Source organism: Paenibacillus sp. FSL H8-0261 (assembly GCF_045040645.1).
Lineage (GTDB): Bacteria > Bacillota > Bacilli > Paenibacillales > Paenibacillaceae > Paenibacillus_AQ.
On sequence record NZ_CP150297.1, the window covers coordinates 5,179,376 to 5,197,157 of the forward strand.

The 17,782-nt window shown below is 46.2% G+C and carries 7 protein-coding genes; 2 read left to right on the forward strand and 5 right to left on the reverse strand.

The window, feature by feature from the left end:
• Positions 1–126: 126 nt before the first annotated feature.
• The gene (locus tag MHI27_RS23090) at positions 127–1,881 is read left to right on the forward strand and encodes a sensor histidine kinase (RefSeq protein WP_076300759.1); all 1,755 of its coding nucleotides are present in this window, start codon (positions 127–129) and stop codon (positions 1,879–1,881) included.
• 396 nt (positions 1,882–2,277) lie between these two features.
• Here MHI27_RS23090 and MHI27_RS23095 read toward each other — a convergent pair whose 3' ends face one another.
• From MHI27_RS23095 to MHI27_RS23105, 3 genes are all read right to left on the reverse strand, one after another.
• The gene (locus MHI27_RS23095; RefSeq protein WP_405174799.1) at positions 2,278–7,086 is read right to left on the reverse strand and encodes an S-layer homology domain-containing protein; all 4,809 of its coding nucleotides are present in this window, start codon (positions 7,084–7,086) and stop codon (positions 2,278–2,280) included.
• A gap of 286 nt (positions 7,087–7,372) precedes the next feature.
• Complete coding sequence (locus MHI27_RS23100) at positions 7,373–8,914, reverse strand: response regulator (RefSeq protein ID WP_405174800.1); 1,542 nt, start codon at positions 8,912–8,914, stop codon at positions 7,373–7,375.
• A 227-nt stretch (positions 8,915–9,141) separates the two neighbouring features.
• Complete coding sequence (locus MHI27_RS23105) at positions 9,142–11,466, reverse strand: glycosyl hydrolase family 95 catalytic domain-containing protein (protein WP_405174801.1); 2,325 nt, start codon at positions 11,464–11,466, stop codon at positions 9,142–9,144.
• Positions 11,467–11,719: 253 nt separating this feature from the next.
• Between MHI27_RS23105 and MHI27_RS23110 the strand changes: the two genes are divergently transcribed.
• The gene (locus tag MHI27_RS23110; protein WP_076300755.1) at positions 11,720–12,589 is read left to right on the forward strand and encodes an AraC family transcriptional regulator; all 870 of its coding nucleotides are present in this window, start codon (positions 11,720–11,722) and stop codon (positions 12,587–12,589) included.
• Between the two features lie 71 nt (positions 12,590–12,660).
• Here the strand turns inward: MHI27_RS23110 and MHI27_RS23115 are convergent, their stop codons facing one another.
• Together MHI27_RS23115 and MHI27_RS23120 are read right to left on the reverse strand one after the other, a co-directional pair.
• Complete coding sequence (locus MHI27_RS23115; RefSeq protein WP_076284718.1) at positions 12,661–14,721, reverse strand: alpha-galactosidase; 2,061 nt, start codon at positions 14,719–14,721, stop codon at positions 12,661–12,663.
• Between the two features lie 551 nt (positions 14,722–15,272).
• Positions 15,273–17,654, reverse strand: a complete 2,382-nt coding sequence (locus tag MHI27_RS23120) for a glycosyl hydrolase family 95 catalytic domain-containing protein (RefSeq protein WP_405174802.1) — start codon at positions 17,652–17,654, stop codon at positions 15,273–15,275.
• Positions 17,655–17,782 lie beyond the last annotated feature (128 nt).

Genomic DNA, 17,782 nt, shown 5'->3' on the forward strand with positions numbered 1-17,782 from the left:
TCAATCCTCCGAATGATAGCGCTTTTTAAAGGAGTTTCTTAACATTCGAGCATTGGATTTCGATATTCAGTCTGATATGATAAACTTGGCTTTCCGTGAATTCACAGTAAAGAAGGGACTTCTACGATGCGTCATTTTTACAAAAAGTATATTTATATGCCTTTTATCGACCTTAGCTTTCGCTCCAAGCTATTCCTCGTGTTCGTTCTGGTCACCATTCTTCCAATGATGCTTTTTGTCTATTTTTCATTCGAACTTACAAAATCAAAGCTGACCGATCAAATCTACATCAATATGATGAATTCAACGGCCCAGATCAACAAGAACCTGGAGAACAAACTGGACAGCTATGAGCATATTTCCGCTTCTATTTACTTGGATAATAGGCTAGCCACTTACCTCACGAGCGAATATCAAGATGATCCATCTTATCTAGACGTCTATCAATATATTGGCAATCGTATAGACACGGTAATGGCTGCCTATCCCGATTTTGGTAGCGTTTTCATTTATTCCGATAATCCATCACTGCCCAAAGATAATTACTATATCAAGCCGGTTACACCCGAAGTGAAGGAGACAGAGCTGTACAAGCAGCTGATGCAGTCTCATGGGAATATTATTCATCTGTCCTCACCACAGTCACAAGATAATCCCGCAATGTTTACACTGGCTAGGTTACTGAACAATAATCGCAACCAATATCCCTACGGTATTCTGGTCTTCGAAATATCCGAATCGGTGATCTATTCTTTAATGGAGAAAGAAGCAGGCGGCAAAGATATTTTTATCGTTAATGACAAGGGCCTTATTTTATCAGCCGCCGACAAACAATTATTAAATACAAGTCTGCCGGAAATGCTTGATCAGAACTTTGATGAATTGCCTTCTGGCAGATTTGATACTACCTATAAAGGGGAAAAGGCTTTCGCCGTCTATAACACGCTCACCAATGGATGGAAAACCGTCTCTATATTCCCTTATGACAGTATCATTCAGGATGCGAAATCACTGTCAGAGCTCATCATCAAAATCTCTTTAGGCTTTATAGTCGTCGCATTATTGCTGATTTATATTACTGCATCGATGTTTAGCAAGCGTATTCGAATGTTAATCCGAATGATCCGGCGGCTAGAACGTGGTGACTTCAACCCTACGAATGATGAATATTTAGGCAATGATGAGATTGGCCAGCTTCATTTTGCCTTCAAGCAAATGACTACACGCTTAAAAAGTCTAATCACCGAAGTGTATCAGAAGGAGCTACAGAATAAGGAGGCAGAGCTTGACCTGCTTCAGGCCCAGATCAACCCCCATTTTCTGTACAATACACTGGGCTCCATTTCGTCTCTTGCCCTAAAACATCAAGATACTCGCATTCAGGATTTGGTGCTTCATCTCGCCAAGTTTTATCGCATCTCCCTGAATAAAGGAAAGAGCATCTTAACTATTAATGAAGAATTGAAGCTGACGCAAAGCTACAATGCGATTCAACTGATCCGATTCAAAGGACAACTGAACATCACCTACAATATTGATGAAGCGATCTTACCTTACTCTACAGTCAAGCTAGCCTTGCAGCCTTTTGTAGAAAATGCGGTGCTTCATGCTGTGTGGAATCAGGAAAGCCCGCTAAATATTCATATCAAAGGCATAGTCGAAAATAGTGATATTATTCTATCTGTAATTGATGATGGCATGGGGATGAGCCGTGAGACACTTCACACTTTACTTGACGATAAACCCGGGCGAGGTTATGGGATTTCAAACGTAGATCGACGGATAAAACTGAGGTTTGGTGAGCATTACGGCGTTACAGTGTTTAGTAGGCTCGGAATAGGAACCACTGTGCAAATTCGCTTACCACAAAAGGAAATGTAAGGAACGACGCATCTGAATAACCGCAAAGCTTGTTGAGAAATCAGAAATATTGATTAACAATTAGGGAAATCCTCCCTGAAATTTGGCGATTTTTGCTCATTATACTGATAATCAGGGAAATCCTCCCTGATTATTTGCTGATTTGGAGGTAAATTCAGAATTCGCCCGATTATTAGGGAGGATTTCCCTAATTACATCGCATCCAAGAATTTTTTGGCTATTTTTAGGGATATTTTCCCTAATCGCTCTCACCTAGCCTAGTTACCATGAGCTTGCCACGAGCCCCTCGATATAACCATTATCATTTTAATAAAGCTTCAGTGAACACCAAAAACGAAGGAGCTAAGCATCTAGAGATTGCTTAACTCCTTCGTTCATTTGTATATTTGCAATGTTTTACTTCATAATCAAGTTATAAATCACTTGGGTCGCTTCTGCTCGGGAAGCGATCCCTTTTGGTGCAAATAGACCTTCATTTTGACCTTGAACCAGTCCTAGGCTGGCTGCTCCCTTTACAGAAGCGGCTGCCCAAGAGGAGACCTGCTTCATATCTTTGAATGCCGCGTCAGTTGAAGCAACAGTTACTTTTCCATTCTTCAGCTCATAAGCTTTCATTAACATGACCGTGATTTCTTCACGGGTAATCTGTGCAGCCGGCTCGAACTTGGTCGCACTCCTGCCGCTCACGATGCCCGCCTTGTAAGCGATAGAAATGGACTCCGCGTACCAAGCAGACGGTGCAACATCAGCAAAGCTAATATCTCCCTTAGTGGTCAATCCAAGGGAATGTACGAGCATAGAGGTGAACTCGGCACGTGTAATCGCACGGTTAGGTTCAAACTTGTCTTTGCCAGTCCCTTGAACATACAGCTTCGCCGCCAGCTCTTGGATTGCAGAACTAGCCCAGTGATTGGTTGGCACATCTACAAAATTCCGTTTGAGCTCCAGCACAGCATATTTACTGAAGTGGTTAACTTGTGCTGTCAATACACCATCAGCATAATTCGCAGAGATATATTCCAGCTTACCGTTATCCGCAATATAGTAAATGCCTCCACGCTTGGAATCAAAACCTTCTCCCACTGTCAGACTTAGCGTAATGGGTTGATTAAACGTAGAGAGCGTTTCTATTGTGCCAGTTTTCGTGGTCACTGACAGACTGAACTCATAGACATCCCCCATGAGTCTAACCTGTGCATGAGTAGTTCCCGCCGCTGCTGCAATGATCTCATTAGCCTTATTGCTCAGTGGTACTAATTTCAGGGTTATCGTGCTATCATCCCGCTGAGCTTCCGGTAGCTTGTTCTGCAACTGACGAAGCAGATCCGCAGGCACCTTTATGGAGAACTTACCGGACTTCAAAACCAGCGTATGATTCGCCAACTGACGAACTACATCAGAAGATAATTGTATTTGCTGTATATCTCCCTTTATCTCCACGTTTACTTCACCAGACACACTATCTACTTTCAGCATCTCTGACGTAAGGATTAGAGTGCCCGCGCCATTCTCTTGATCTACAATGCTACCAGGAGTACCGTTGTTGTTACCCGGATTCGCAGGGACTTCAGGATTTCCCGGTTCTACAGTGGAGGCTGCTTTGACTGTAACTTCTGCCGTAGCTTTGAAGCCGCCGTCTACTGTTTCCACAGTAATTGTGGTTTTCCCAGCATTTACAGCCGTTACCGTTCCGTACACTACGGTGGCAACAGACGTATCGCTCGAAGTCCAGTGTACTGCTTTATTCGCCGCCTCTTCCGGAGATAGCGCAGCCGTCAGCTTGCCGGTTTCACCAGCGGTCAATGTTAGCTCTGTCTTATCTAGCGTTACACCTGTTACTTTCTTAGGTGCAGCTGTCAATTTTACCAATTTTGATTCAGTCGGCTGCAAGGACAATGCGAGTGTTCCTGAAATCGTCGAAACCTCTCCTGTCCAAAGGTCTTGCATCGTGTACGATTCCGCTGCATCCAGTCCAGCGCGACCGAGATTCACTGCTTTGTCTGCCGCGGCATTGGCACTGTAGTTGAATACGGCCATATAATAATCGTTGCCGTCTTTCATAACAAAAGTATCCGCTGCATTCGCATTCGTATTTCCTTCCAGCGGCTTGAATACTTTTCCTTTTAACGCTAATTCGAGAACCTCCTTGTTGTTAAACAAGGCAGTCATGTACTCCTGTGCCTTTGGATCGTTAACATCATCAGAGCCGAGAAGTACGGTACCGGCGATGACGCCAGAGTTCATTCGACTGCGAGCTTCAGTTAAGCTGGAAGCGCGGGCCAACGCTAAATGATCGGGATCCGTATAGGTGTAAATCGTGCCATTTTGCCAGAATCCATAAGTTAACGAATTCAGCATGTATTCCGTTTCATTGATCTTGCCGTAGGTGTCGCAGGAAATACGTCTGCTGTGTGCATATTGGCTTGGAAAGATTGGCGCAATAGATGCGCTAATGAACATTTTTCCATCCAAACGATCCTTCACATAAAGCATTCCTTCATTGTAAGCTTGAATCCCTGTCGTTACGGTTGGATCGAAATGTTGTCCCTCAAGCGAACCGTGCGTCAAGAAATCCAATTTGATAAAGGTAAAGCCCAGATCCTTAAATTTGTCCAAAAAATAATTCATGCGCAGTTTAGCACCTGGATGTGTCACATCCAGAGGAAAAGCCCCATCCAGCGTCGGCAGCGGTTTGCCCTCGGCATCTTTGAGGACAATATCGCCATACGTATACTTTTTGTCGGTTCCCTCTACAAACTGGCTCATATTGTTGCCCCAATAGACAAATGGAGCCCAATAGATACCTGCATGCTGTCCATTACCCTTAATTACTGATACAGCGTCAGCAAGCTGCTTATCATTCAAATTGTCCCAATAGGAATCCATATTAATAAATACATTACCATTATTGTTGAAATCATTTAGGTGCTCCTTATAGTAATTGGAGACATCCACAACGTCTTGGTATGAAAGTGTACCTTCGTAAGCTCCCCAGCTGTTAAAACCAACAGGTACACCTTGCGGCAACTTAGGATTCAGCAACAGTGGAGGTGTGATGATCGCATTAGCTTTTCCGTATTCCTCAAGTCCTGTGCGGTAATCACTGAATGCCCCCACCATAATCATCGGCGAAGACAATTCTGCGCCTGTAAGGATGCCATGAGGCTGGGTATCCCGTGTAACGTCGCTGGCTGCTCCGCCATAAACCGCTAGCTCATTCAGCCGATTAGAAGAACCTTTCCAGTCGATCCCGGTCTTCCACGTATCATGAGTTACCGACCCGAGTACAAGGCCGCTGCGTGTCGAGTTATTAAAGATAGTCGTCATTTCATAGCTGGTATCCGCTCGGTTCATAGATTGAGATTTATAACGAATCCAAGCATCATTGTCAAAAGGAACGGTCAGTACCCGGTTATCTGCACTGACACCGATATCTACTCCACCTGAACGTTTTACGGTAATAGGCGACATATAATTAGTCTGTAGCGCAGTATCACTAATGGCATCCAGACGAGTTAAGAAATACTTCTGATCATCATAAAACTTGTAAACCTGTTTGAGCGTTGGCTGTCCAGCTGAGGTGTGAACAAAAGTAAGCTCCACCCCTTTGCCGAAGCCATCCTGAATTTCTACTGGAGCACCAGCACTTGCATGATTCTCATAGCTTGTAGTCTCAACGAGAGTATCACCGAGTTTGATGCTGCTATAGATTCCTTGCAGCTTCTGACCATCCGTCCACTTGTAGCTTGCGTATCCAGACTTAGTATTAAAGGAAACCTCATATTGTCCATTCGATACGAGCGTTCCATAAGTATATTCGGTAACTGTGATGGCCCCGTAGTTATTCGAAGTCCCTGGTGTCCCCAGATCACCATCCTCTTCAACTGGAGGATTAGGATCTGTTCCCATTGCCGGTTCTACAATGATGCGATCCAGATCTGGCGCATACCAATTGCCGTCTGAGAATTTGATTGTATTCTCGCCTTCGTTCAGGGGCAGTGTAAGCTCATATGTGAGAGCCGTATCCCAGTCTGGTGTCTTGGGCAGTTCATAATACTGCTCTGCCCCACCATTAGCGCTGACGTATAAGCTGCGCGGGTCACCTGAGAAATAAGCTACCGTGATCCGATAATCCCCTGTCATAGGAGCCATAATCTTATTGAAAGTTAAGGAACTGCCACCATTCAGATACCCTACCTTCTGACCACCAGAAGCATTAGGACTATCGCCAACTCGTGCTTCTCCAGTTAAATCATTGACCGGAGACTCCGCTTCATAACTGATCGTATATGGAATGACTTCAATCCGGTCGAAATCTGGAGAGTACCAGTCATGATCCGAGAAAGTGATCTTATTCAACCCTTCTTGCAAGGAGACTTCCACATCATAAGTTCCTACCGTATCCCAGCTTGCCGTCTTTGGCAGATCAATCAATTCATCCAGTCCATCATTCACCTGCAAATAGACAGGTCGCTGGTCACCGGAAATATAGGAAATACGGATCAAATACGTTCCCGCTGCCGGCACAGTGACATTTGTGAACTGTAAAGTACTGTTTTTATTCATATCCTTTACAATTTTCCCGCCGGAACCAACACTGCTGTCCGCTATCTTGGCGTTGCCTGTAATTATATTTTCAAGCGCTTCAGCTTCGATGACTGTTCCATGCAGCTTCTCCTTCCAGTCGCCTCCAGATCCTTCACCTGGGTCGCTGTCGTCCAGTCCACGAATTACGATCTTGTCGATGTCTGGAGAATACCAGTTGTTGTCATCAATCAGGATGCTGTTCTCTCCAGCATTCAGCGGAAGTGTTACATCATAAGTTCCCACCGTATCCCAATCCACTGTCTTGGGTGGTTCTTCAAACTGCTTATCGCCGCCATTGGCACTGATATTGAATGGCCGCGAATCGCCAGAGATATAGTACACTGTAATTTTATAATTCCCACTCTCACTTACAGTCACATGATTAAACTGCAAAGTGCTTCCTTGATACATGCCTCCGACTTTCTGCCCCCCGGAAGCCGCTGGGTGTTCAGAAATAGAAGCATTGCCAGTCATAGCATTTCCATCAGCTTCAGCTTCATAGATAGTATTCTCCGTATCATCGGCATAAACCGTACTGACAAACTGACCGCCACTGCCTATTACCAAGCAGATGATGACAAAGAACAAAAATCCTCTTTTCATTGCTTTCCCAAACATTTAATCCCTCCGTTTGTAGGTCTCCTTGCACTTTTGTGATATTCGGGCTATATCTGTCCATCAAGTCATCAAAGGAGTTGGTTAAGAAGCATCTTGAAAGCGCTACCGATTTTCGATGAACTAAAACTCCTTTGATTGCCTTGATGAATGAAGCCCCTCACATGTGCTAGTTATAATACATGCTTAATTGTAAAAAGCAGAGGGATTAATATCCATATCGCAAGTTTACTATTCGTAAGGGAAAGTAACTTTATTTCCTATTTGCCGAACTGAAGCGCTGGCACAATCATAGACTCTTCCTATACTCGTTAGGTGTAACTCCTTGGTTCTTCAGAAATAGGGAGATAAAATAAGACGTGCTTTCGTAACCGACTCTTTGGGCGATATCCTGAATTTTGAGCGAACCGTCAGCCAGCAACTCTGTAGCCTTATCGAGCCGGATACGTGTTAAATAATCGTGAATCGTGATACCAGTCTTGTCTTTAAAAATGGAGCGTAAATAGTTGGGCGATAAATAAACCTGATCAGATAAGCTATTGATCGTAATCGGCTGATCAAAATTCTGGTCGATCACACTGCGAACCTTGTGAACTAGCTTCGTGTTTTTGTCCATAAGCCGCTCACCCAGCAAGCTCATAGCATTGCCTGCAGTGCCCAGGATCAAATCCTCAATCTCATTTAAAGTCAGTGCATTATAGATGGAATGATATAACTCCGCCCGTTTAACCCCCTCAGGAACAGGTTGATGCAGTTGCTCCAGCAGCTCGTCGACAAGATCAATCGCCCAATCGCAGATATTTTTTTTCTTGATTCTTAGTGTGGCTAGCCCCTCGAAATACTGATGCAGCTTCTGTGCGGCTTGCTCGAAATCTAGCTGATTGATAGCTTCAAACCACTCTTTCCTATTAAAAGGTGGCACATGCCCACTATCAAACTGGTTTGAAATCGCCAAGGCATGAATAATTGAACCCGTACCTTTATAGAAACGCTCGTTTAGGATTTCACGCGTCTGCTTATACAGACAATGAACCTCCGTTAATTCGGTTTCCTGTGCACCGACTGCTGCCGTCACTGTGAAATCCAGTCCACTTCGGATAGCCGCGGCCAAATCCTCCCACGCATAATACCCAGGCTGTTGGCGTGCTTCCATAAACACACCTACCTCCCCATCTTTGTAGGGCACAAATACCGTCTCTATATTCTTCGACTTGAAGAAATGATCCAGAAAAGCTACCAACCGGTTCTTACAATCCTCCAGACTCTGCTGTTCCCCCTCTGCCTCAATCGGATCGATACTGAACAGCGCCATTGCGTAGCGATTCCTCTCAGACTCACGGGTAAGCTTGCAATAGCTGGTCGCCAGATCAGCGGCATGTTCCGCATTTTTTTCATAGGAAAGCTCCTTAAGAAGGTTCGTTTTAGCCGCCTCCATGGAACGTTTCTTCATTTGAACTTCCTCACAGCGCTGCTTCACCTTTGCGATAACGCTTCCAATTTCATTCAAGTCGAGGGGCTTCAGTAAATATCCAACAGCACCTACATTTAGAGCCGATTTTACATAGTTGAATTCGTCATGCCCAGTCAGGAACATTAACTGCATCCAGTCATAGCTCTCATGTATTTTTTTAGCCATTTCAATACCGTTCATAATCGGCATCTGGACATCTGTAAGAATAATATCAGGTCTAATGGCCTCTATCTTCTCTAGAGCCTCTCTACCATTACTCGCAGTTCCGACGACATAAATGCCCATTTCTTCCCAGCGGATATAATCTCTCATCATCTCAAGGCCTATTTCTTCATCATCAACTAGAAAAATACTATACACTGATGTCCCCTCCTCTTTGTTGTCTGCATCTGTTTCTTCTATTATATTCTTTTCGCCTTAGGCTACTATGATCCAAATAAATGAAAGTTATTTTCAGGCATAAATCGTTAATTTGCAGACATCGGCAAAAGGGCTATCCGGTCCATAACAGACCGGATAGCCCTTTAATCATGCGCTAATAACCCAGCATAATTAAAGCGGGGGTTCATATCACCCCCGCTGAATCATTATACCAACTCTAACTGACTGTTAAAATAGTAGCTTCCTCCTATTTCTCCTTGAACAGTAGCTCTTCTATCTCCCAACCGAAGTGTCACGGTTCCTGGTGAGTAGGTACGTATCGTAGCTTCCACCAATTGACCATTGTCCCAAGCTACATCAACCTCAGCATTTCCTTTGGCCCGCAGTCCAGATACCGATCCTGTACCCCATGCTTTTGGAAGTGCAGGCAGCAGATGAATCTCACCCTCATGGCTTTGCAGCAGCATCTCGGCAATAACAGCCGTACCCCCGAAATTCCCATCGATCACAAAAATATTGCACTCCGCTCCTCCAATGCCCGATTTGGAAAAGCTAAATAAATTATCGAAACTGAGTCCACCAATCAAATGAGAAATATGATTAAAGGCCTTTTCCCCGTCATACAATCTGGCAAAGCCGAGACCGAACAATGCGGCGGTAAATTCCACATCCTCCAGTTCTTCCTGAACCATCCGGTTCTCAAGTGTTACTCTCACCGCAGCGCTAAGTTCAGGTGTCTTACCTGGTGTGATCTGATTACTTGGATATACCGCGAACAAATGGGCCAAATGCCGATGCTCCGGCTGCGCTTCCTCGTAGTCCTCGAGCCATTCTTGCAGCTGTCCTCTCTTGCCGATCTGAAACGGTGGCAGCTTGGATATCGCTTGCTCCAGCTGCTCCTGTAGTTCCTCGTCCGTATTCAGTAGTTTCGCAGATTTCAAACAGAACTCAAAAAGGTCTTTCACCAGCATCTGATCCATAGTGGTACCCATAGACAGCTGCTGTGCCCCATCGCTGCTATCCGTAGGATAGAAATGGTTCTCCGGCGAGTTCGAAGGTCCGGTCACCAGCCAGCCGTATTTTGGATGAATGGTCATATAATCTAGGAAGAATGCTGCGGCTTCTTTTAGCACTGGATATGCCTGTTGCTCCAGAAACACACGGTCTTGACTGTATTCATAATGCTCCATCAGATGCGTCGCAATCCATAGTCCACCTGTAACGTTTAGCCCCCAAGATGTCTCCCATCCCGGAGCCGTGAATCCCCAGACATTCGAGAATACATGCGCTACCCAGCCTTTGCTGCCATAGAAATCGCGAGCGCTTGACTTTCCAGCATGAGACAAAACCTCAATATAGCGCATTAATGGTAAATGACTATCCCCAAGATTTACGACTTCCGTCGGAAAGTAATTCATTTGCGTATTGATGTCCAAATGATAGTCACAGCTCCACCCCATGCGGCAAGCCTCACCATCATTCCATATTCCCTGTAGATTTAGCGGTAAAGGGGAGTCCTCACGAGCTCCAGCAATGGTCAGGTATCGTCCATATTGCAGGAACAACGCAAATAGCTGCGAATCCTCCTCCGGGTCCTGTGCCAGTAATCGAATACGTTGATCGGTAGGTAGATCCACCTTCCCAGTGGTGCCTAATTGGATATCCACCTTCCCATATTCTTGCTCATAATCAGCGATATGATCCGCTTTTAACTGCGTATATCCTTTGCGCAAAGCCTGCTGTACGGTGCTGCTGCTCTCCATTTCCCAGTCCGAGTTACTACGGTGGTAATCAGTGCTGACGGCAAAATAAATTCGCGCCTCATTGGCTCCGGCAATTCTCAATTGACCGTCCCCTCTGTACATCGTACCACCGGAAATGCTTACCTTAATTTGTCCCTTTGCCCATACCCCGCAAGTGCCGTCACTATGCACATTCTCTGTGGCTTGTCCTCTGAATTCAATAGTGTCGTCATTCACGACTTGAGTCGTAAACGACTCTGAACCACCCTCCAGACCGATCGTAAAGGATACACCTCCCGGTTCATCGCTCCAAATTCTTGAGACCACCAGATCATCAGCATGGGAGGCAAAAATCTCACGATGCAGCGTTGTTCCTCTACTTTGAACCACTGTCTGAGCCACCGCACAGGTCAAATCCAGCTCTCGCTCGATAGCCGCTGCTGACCCGGAATCCGTGTCCTGTTCTGCAAAGTCAATGACAACCTCGCATAAACCAAGGTTCGTACCGAAATTTCGTTTCTTCGGCTGCAGATGTTGTTTGGCTAGACGGTCACCTTCGTTATAATCGCCAGCAAAGAAGTACTTCCGCATCTCTTCCAGCGCAGCTTTGCCTCCGAAAGGAGCAGGCTCTGACTCAGCTTGACCCGACCAGTAGGTAACCTCGGTCATGTTCCATACCTCACGATACGGAGCTGCTATCACTACCGCACCTATTCTTCCGTTGCCCAGTGGCAATCCTTGTGACCAATCCGTTGCAGGGGTAGAATACCATAATCTAAAATCGCTCATTTTATTTTCTCCTGTCCATAGTAGAATCTGTGCAAGCGCGACAACCCTCTAAAAAATGTTGTTAATTAATCCGCTATATAGTGTAAAACTATTCATAATTCCATCTCTTTCAAGATGAATCATACTTTCTTAAACCTATCCAATATGTTGCGGATTCATTGTATTTATCGTATCATTTGGATGAATCACTGTCTTTGTTGACCTGTTCGATTATTTGACGATTTGTACGGTAAGATAAGAAAAGAGGGGCCGCATGAATAAACTATCTGAAATGACTCCGTATGTCGGCGCAATCATGCCTTATGTGTACGACGGCAGCAGCAATGAGCATCTGAGAGTCGGTAATGCATACGCGTTCCACTTGTTTACTGATGGCCCCGGTGAGATGGAAATCGACGGAATACGTTATCCGATTGAACGGAGGACACTTGTCTTTCTCCGTCCCGGTCAGCCCCATGCTTTTCATATCTTGCCTTCTCATCCACTGTCGTCCTACAACATCTATTTTGATTTATGGGACAACCGCTCTCCAGTATCTAATAACCTTTTATTTATCCATGCCCCTGAAGTCTTACAATTTGAAAAAAAAGCCACCGAAGCACCCTGCGCCGAGCTGAACGAGTTGCCTTGTGTATTTCCACTAGCTAAATATCCTCTGCTATACGATAGTCTTGTGATGATTGCCAAGTCTTACAATGACGCGCTGTTCTATCGTAATGAGACGGCCAATAGCTATCTGTACGGCTGGATCTTGAGCTGGTATAATGCCCTCCATCAGCATCAGCCAAGTGATTATCGTATTGTCCGCCTGCTGGAATATTTGAACACCCACCCCGAGCGTGGTAAGTCTATCGAAGATTGGGCACAGTTCTGCGGGCTCAAGCGGACATATTTCCATGAGCTGTTTCTACGGGAGACCGGAATGACGCCACGCGTCTATCATCATAATTTAGTCATGAGGCGGGCGGCAGGACTGCTTCTGGAGAGTGAGCTTAGTGTGACTGCGATCGCTGAAAAGCTGGGTTATCCTTCCATTCATCCTTTCTCCAGACATTTCAGTACCTGCTACGGCATTAATCCCACACAGTACCGCCTTAATCCGCAAAGCCGAATACGAATGTAAGACTCCAACAAAAAAGAATACGCGCTATCCGCGAGAAGCGGTTGCGCGTATTCTTTTTTCAATGTGTATAATCAGTTGGCTTTTGCCGTTAATTTGAAGATTTTAGACTCTGCCGGTTCGAGCGTAACTACAAGCTCTCCCGCTGTTTCCCCTTGTGTGCCTTCCCATAGATCAAGCAGTTGGTAAGCTGTTTGACCCTTCAACCCTGCACGCTCCAAGGAGATAGATTTATGAGCAGAATTCGCAGCATCATAGTTAAAGACAGCAAGATAGAATACATCATCTTCTGCATCTTCAAGTACGAAAGTATCGGAAGCTTGCTTACCAAGATCCCCTTCGACAGGGTGGAAAGTCTTCCCTAGGCGGGCGACATCCATAATCTCTTTATTGCCCAGCCACGCTTTGGCCCGTGCGGCTGCTTCTTCTTTTCGGAAATCATCGCCTAGCAGAAGTACCGTTCCAGCGATGACCGAAGCAGTTAGTCGGCTCCGTCCTTCATGCCAGCCAGTGGCATCTTGGTTGTGGCTCTTGTAGAGCACGGAATGATCCGGGTCATTGTAATGGTACAAGGTATGACTCATCCACCAGCCATGTGTCAACGAGTTCAGCAAATATTCCGTATCGTGTAGCGTGCCGAAGACATCACAGGAAACCCGGCGGCTATGCGCAAATGCATAAGGGAACAATGGCGCGATGGATAGGTTGATAAAGAACGGCCGACCGATCACCTCTGGTGAGAGCTTGTTCTGCAAGTAAGTCATCCCATAGTGATATGCCGCAATTCCCGTCGTAATTTCCGGATTGTAATGTTGCCCTTCCAGTGCACCATGTGCCAAGAAGTCTAGCTTGACATACTCGAAGCCTTCCGAGATGAATTTATTCGTATACCAATCTATTCTTTGCAGGTTGCCTGGATGTGTCGGGTCAATGGCCAGCCCTCCATCAACATCCGGCAAAATTTCTCCTTCGCTGTCTCGCAGCAAGATATCACCATAAGTGTATTTGCCGTTTGTACCTTCCACGAGATCTCCAAACTGAGCCGGACTTCCCCAGAAGGCAAAAGGCGTCCAGTAAGTTCCCGGTCTATGACCGTTCTCCCGAACCAGGTCCAGTGCATTCTTCATTTCTTCTGGTGTGAAATTGTCCCAGAAAGCATCAAAGTTGATGTACAGTGTGTCCTCATTCTGGAATCCTAGCGGCTGCACTTCATTTTTCAGAAAATTACTGGTGGATGTATACAGATCGTAATCAAGCTCAGCCATTGCCGCAGACCAGCTATTCCAGCCGATAGGAACGCCGCCATCCCATGACAGAGGAGCCTCTATCCAGGTATTAGCCTGACCGTACGCTTCAAGCCCTTTTCTATAATCATCATAGAACCCTACGAAAACGAGCGGTGACTCTACTCTTGTTCCTTTCACATAACCATGTGGTTGGAAATCGCGGGTCATTTCACTTACAGCGCCGCCGTAAAGATCCAGCTCCTCGATCCCTCCGCTCCGTTCGCTTTTGATACGAATCCCTGTCTTCCACACCTTGTGCGTAATGGAACCCATAATAATTCCCTGCCGGCTTTCCGGCGCGAACAATGCAGTTACTTCATAGCTTTCCGTATCCATCGGCGGCTTCACTACTGTATATCTGACCCACTTGTCGTTGTCGTACGGCACACGCAGAATGCTTGGTTCTTCGGGTTGCCCTGACTCCCCGCCAAGTGACACCGATTTGGTCTGAAGGACAGCCATCCGGTTTGCCTTGATCTCTTCATCGCTTGCGATTACGATTTGCATCAATACAAATGATGAAGATTCATAAATATAGAAATGCTGCTCCAGCTGTGGCAGCAGGGACGTTTCGTGCAAAATGACTACGTGAACACCTTTTCCAAAGCCCTCACGAACTACCACTTCCTGAGACTTCAGTGTGTGGCTCTGATAATGTTCAGTGTTATATTCCCGGCCCTGCCAGCGGAATGCACTGCGAATCCCTTTTACATGAGAAGTGTTTCCGCGGGCAACGGATGCTTCACCCGTCCCGAGATCAATCTCTAGATTCACCTCATCATTGGTTACACGGATAAGAGATGCTGTGTCCGTATTCACTTTTACCGTTGTAGCACTATCAGTTAGCATGATTTGCCTCCTTGTTACTGCGTTTTGGACCTTGAAGGCGGCAGGCTCTGTACCTGTGTCCCCCAAGTATGCCCTCATTATAAAGATCAGATAAAGCGTTTTCTATACAACGATCTTCCGATCCATACCGCGATCTAACACATCTAGCACAAACCTTAATCCCCCTAATATTCATGTCGATGACAAGAAGAAGAGGCTGTACATAAAATATTGCTCATACTCAACAATTTCGTATCCACACTCCGTTTTCACCTTCGGGCAGCTAGAAGAGATAGATTAGGGAAAACCTCCCTAAAAAAAGCCAGAAAACACTATATTTCAATGTAATGAGGGAATTCCTCCCTAAAAAACAGAGTGAATTCCAAATTCACCACCAGATCGGATGAATTTCAGGGAGAAATTCCCTGATTGTTAGTCTTGCGAGCAAAAATCTCCGAATTTCAGGGAGTTTTTCCCTAATTGTTGATCAGCATTATATTCGTACAAAAAAACAGCAGCAGGACCTGTAATTCAGGTCTCTGCTGCTGTCCATATTCGTATGAAACTGACTATTATTGCTTACCAACTATAAGCTTGTAGGTCTGACCTGCGGTCGTTGGAAAGCTCACCGTTCCATCTACGGAGCGGTCAAATTCCATCTCGTTGCCGCCATTACTCACCATGAGCGAAGCATCTGTGCGGATCACACATTCATTGCCTAGAAGGGAGGTAATCTGTGCTTCCACGAGATGACCTTTATCCCACTGAATGCTAACTTCAAAGCCACCGCGGGCACGTAGCCCCGCCACGCTTCCCTCCTGCCATTCATCTGGCAGTGCAGGCAGCAGATCGAGATACCCGAGGTGAGATTGCAGTAGCATCTCAGCAATTCCGGCAGAAGCGGCGAAGTTACCATCAATTTGGAACGGTGGATGGGCGCCAAGCAGATTGGCATAAACCCCGCCGTGACTATACTGTTCGGACTCCCCGTCCTTCACCAGCCGCAGCATGTTTGAGAGCAGTCGTAGTGAGCGGTTGCCATCCCGGAAGCGGCTCCAGAGCGCAACTCTCCAGCCCAGACTCCAACCCGTGCTCTCGTCCCCACGCCGTTCAAGCGAAGTTTTGGCGGCAGCGAACAGCTCAGGGGTCTCTTCTTCTGACAACTGCCGGCCCGGATAGATACCGACCAAATGCGAGGTATGTCTGTGATACATATCTTCATCCTCAAAGTCTAAGGACCATTCCTGCAACTGTCCGTACTTACCAACCTGCAGTGGCAATAAACGTTCACGAGCACTTACCAATTCTGCACGCAAATCCTCATCCGTTCCAAGCGTTTCCGAAGCCTCGATACAATTCGTAAACAGCTCCCAGATGAGCGAAATATCCATAGTAGCACCTGCGCTGACTGCAGCCAAGCCCTCCGCTGTCTGGAATTTATGCTCTGGTGAAGTGGATGGGGAGGTCATAAGCCTTCCGTTACCATCGTCAATAAGCCAATCCAGTGCAAACAGAGCCGCCTCCTTCATCACAGGATAAGCGGAAGTCCGTAAATATTCCTCGTCCCCGCCAAAAGCATAATGCTCCCAGAGATGTTGTGTCAGCCAAACGCCACTCATCGTCCAGTAAGCCCAGCTTGGATCTCCGTCACCATAATCCCCGACCGGTGCTGTCTGTGCCCAAAGATCCGTATTATGATGAGCCACCCAGCCTCGGGCACCATAGTTGACTTGAGCAGTCTCCGCACCCATCTTCGCCAAATTTCCGATCATATCCAACAACGGCTCATGACATTCCGCCAGATTACAAATTTCAGCTGGCCAATAATTCATCTCTGTATTGATGTTCAGTGTATAGTTGCTACTCCACGGCGGACGGGTAACCGCATTCCATATTCCCTGCAGATTAGTAGCCTGTGTTCCGGGGCGCGAGCTTGCGATCATCAAATAGCGCCCGTAATGAAACAGCAACTCGACAAGACCAGGGTCTTGTGCCGCGTATGTCGTAATCCGTTGCTCCGTGGACATCGACTCCGGGGCTTGTGTCTTACCTAATTGGAGCTTCACTCGGTCAAAAAGTGATCGATAATCCTCGACATGCGCTTGAAGCAAGCTGTCGTAAGACTTTCCATTCACATCTGCCAAGTAAGAAGCTGCAATAGCAGAAGCATCTTTCCCCTCAGCTCCCGGGATTTTGTCAAAGCCATTAAAGCCTGTAGCCGCGCTGAAATAGAAGGTTGCAGCCGTTCCTCCCAACAGATGAATTCCACTACCGTCAACGGTAACTTCCCCATCCTCTGCTACTACGGAGAGTTGTCCTTCAAAGGCCATGCCCTTGCTCTTGCCAGGTTCTCCGTATTGGATCGGATTGTCACTCCAAAAATAGCTTGGATCAACATGCTCCGGTGCAGTTCCCGAGAGTACAAAGTTATCACCCTGAGCGTAAAGGCTATGCCGAAGCGAACTATCTAGTGTAGCATGTACATTCAGCGCTCCCGGTGCACTTGCAGTCAGACGCAGCACGAGCAACTGATCAGGATGTGAAGCGAACATCTCACGGGTATAAGTAACATTACCAATCTTGTATTCAATGCGGTGAACCGCATGTTCAATATCTAATGTCCGCCGATAGGATTGATAAACACCACCATGCTCAAAACGAAGTAGTAAATCTCCGAAAGGCAGATATGATTGGGTGTACGGACCTAGCATCTCTCTAGTCAGGGTGTCCGCTTCTGTATACCGGCCCTCCTGAATCAGCTTTCGAACCTTTGGCAAAGCTTCCTTAGCACCTGGATTGTTCCCATCCTTCGGGAATCCCGACCATAATGTATCCTCGTTTAGACTGACTTTCTCCTGTTCCACACCGCCGAAGATCATACCACCCAGACGGCCATTCCCAATCGGAAGCCCTTCGGTCCATACATTTGCTGGCTTGTCATATTGAAGTTTCATTGGTTCTCTCCCTCACGATCTGTCATGAATTAAATAATGTATTCCCCCAAGTCTGCCCTCATTATAAAGATCAGATAAAGCGTTTTCTATACATCGATCTACCGATCCATATCGCGATCTAACACAAC

Excerpts from the sequence above, each read along its gene's own strand:
- MHI27_RS23090 (WP_076300759.1), top strand. The coding sequence starts at position 127 with ATGCGTCATTTTTACAAAAAGTATATTTATATGCCTTTTATCGACCTT.
- MHI27_RS23110 (WP_076300755.1), top strand. The coding sequence starts at position 11,720 with ATGAATAAACTATCTGAAATGACTCCGTATGTCGGCGCAATCATGCCT.
- MHI27_RS23095 (WP_405174799.1), bottom strand. The coding sequence starts at position 7,086 with ATGTTTGGGAAAGCAATGAAAAGAGGATTTTTGTTCTTTGTCATCATC.
- MHI27_RS23120 (WP_405174802.1), bottom strand. The coding sequence starts at position 17,654 with ATGAAACTTCAATATGACAAGCCAGCAAATGTATGGACCGAAGGGCTT.
- MHI27_RS23105 (WP_405174801.1), bottom strand. The coding sequence starts at position 11,466 with ATGAGCGATTTTAGATTATGGTATTCTACCCCTGCAACGGATTGGTCA.
- MHI27_RS23115 (WP_076284718.1), bottom strand. The coding sequence starts at position 14,721 with ATGCTAACTGATAGTGCTACAACGGTAAAAGTGAATACGGACACAGCA.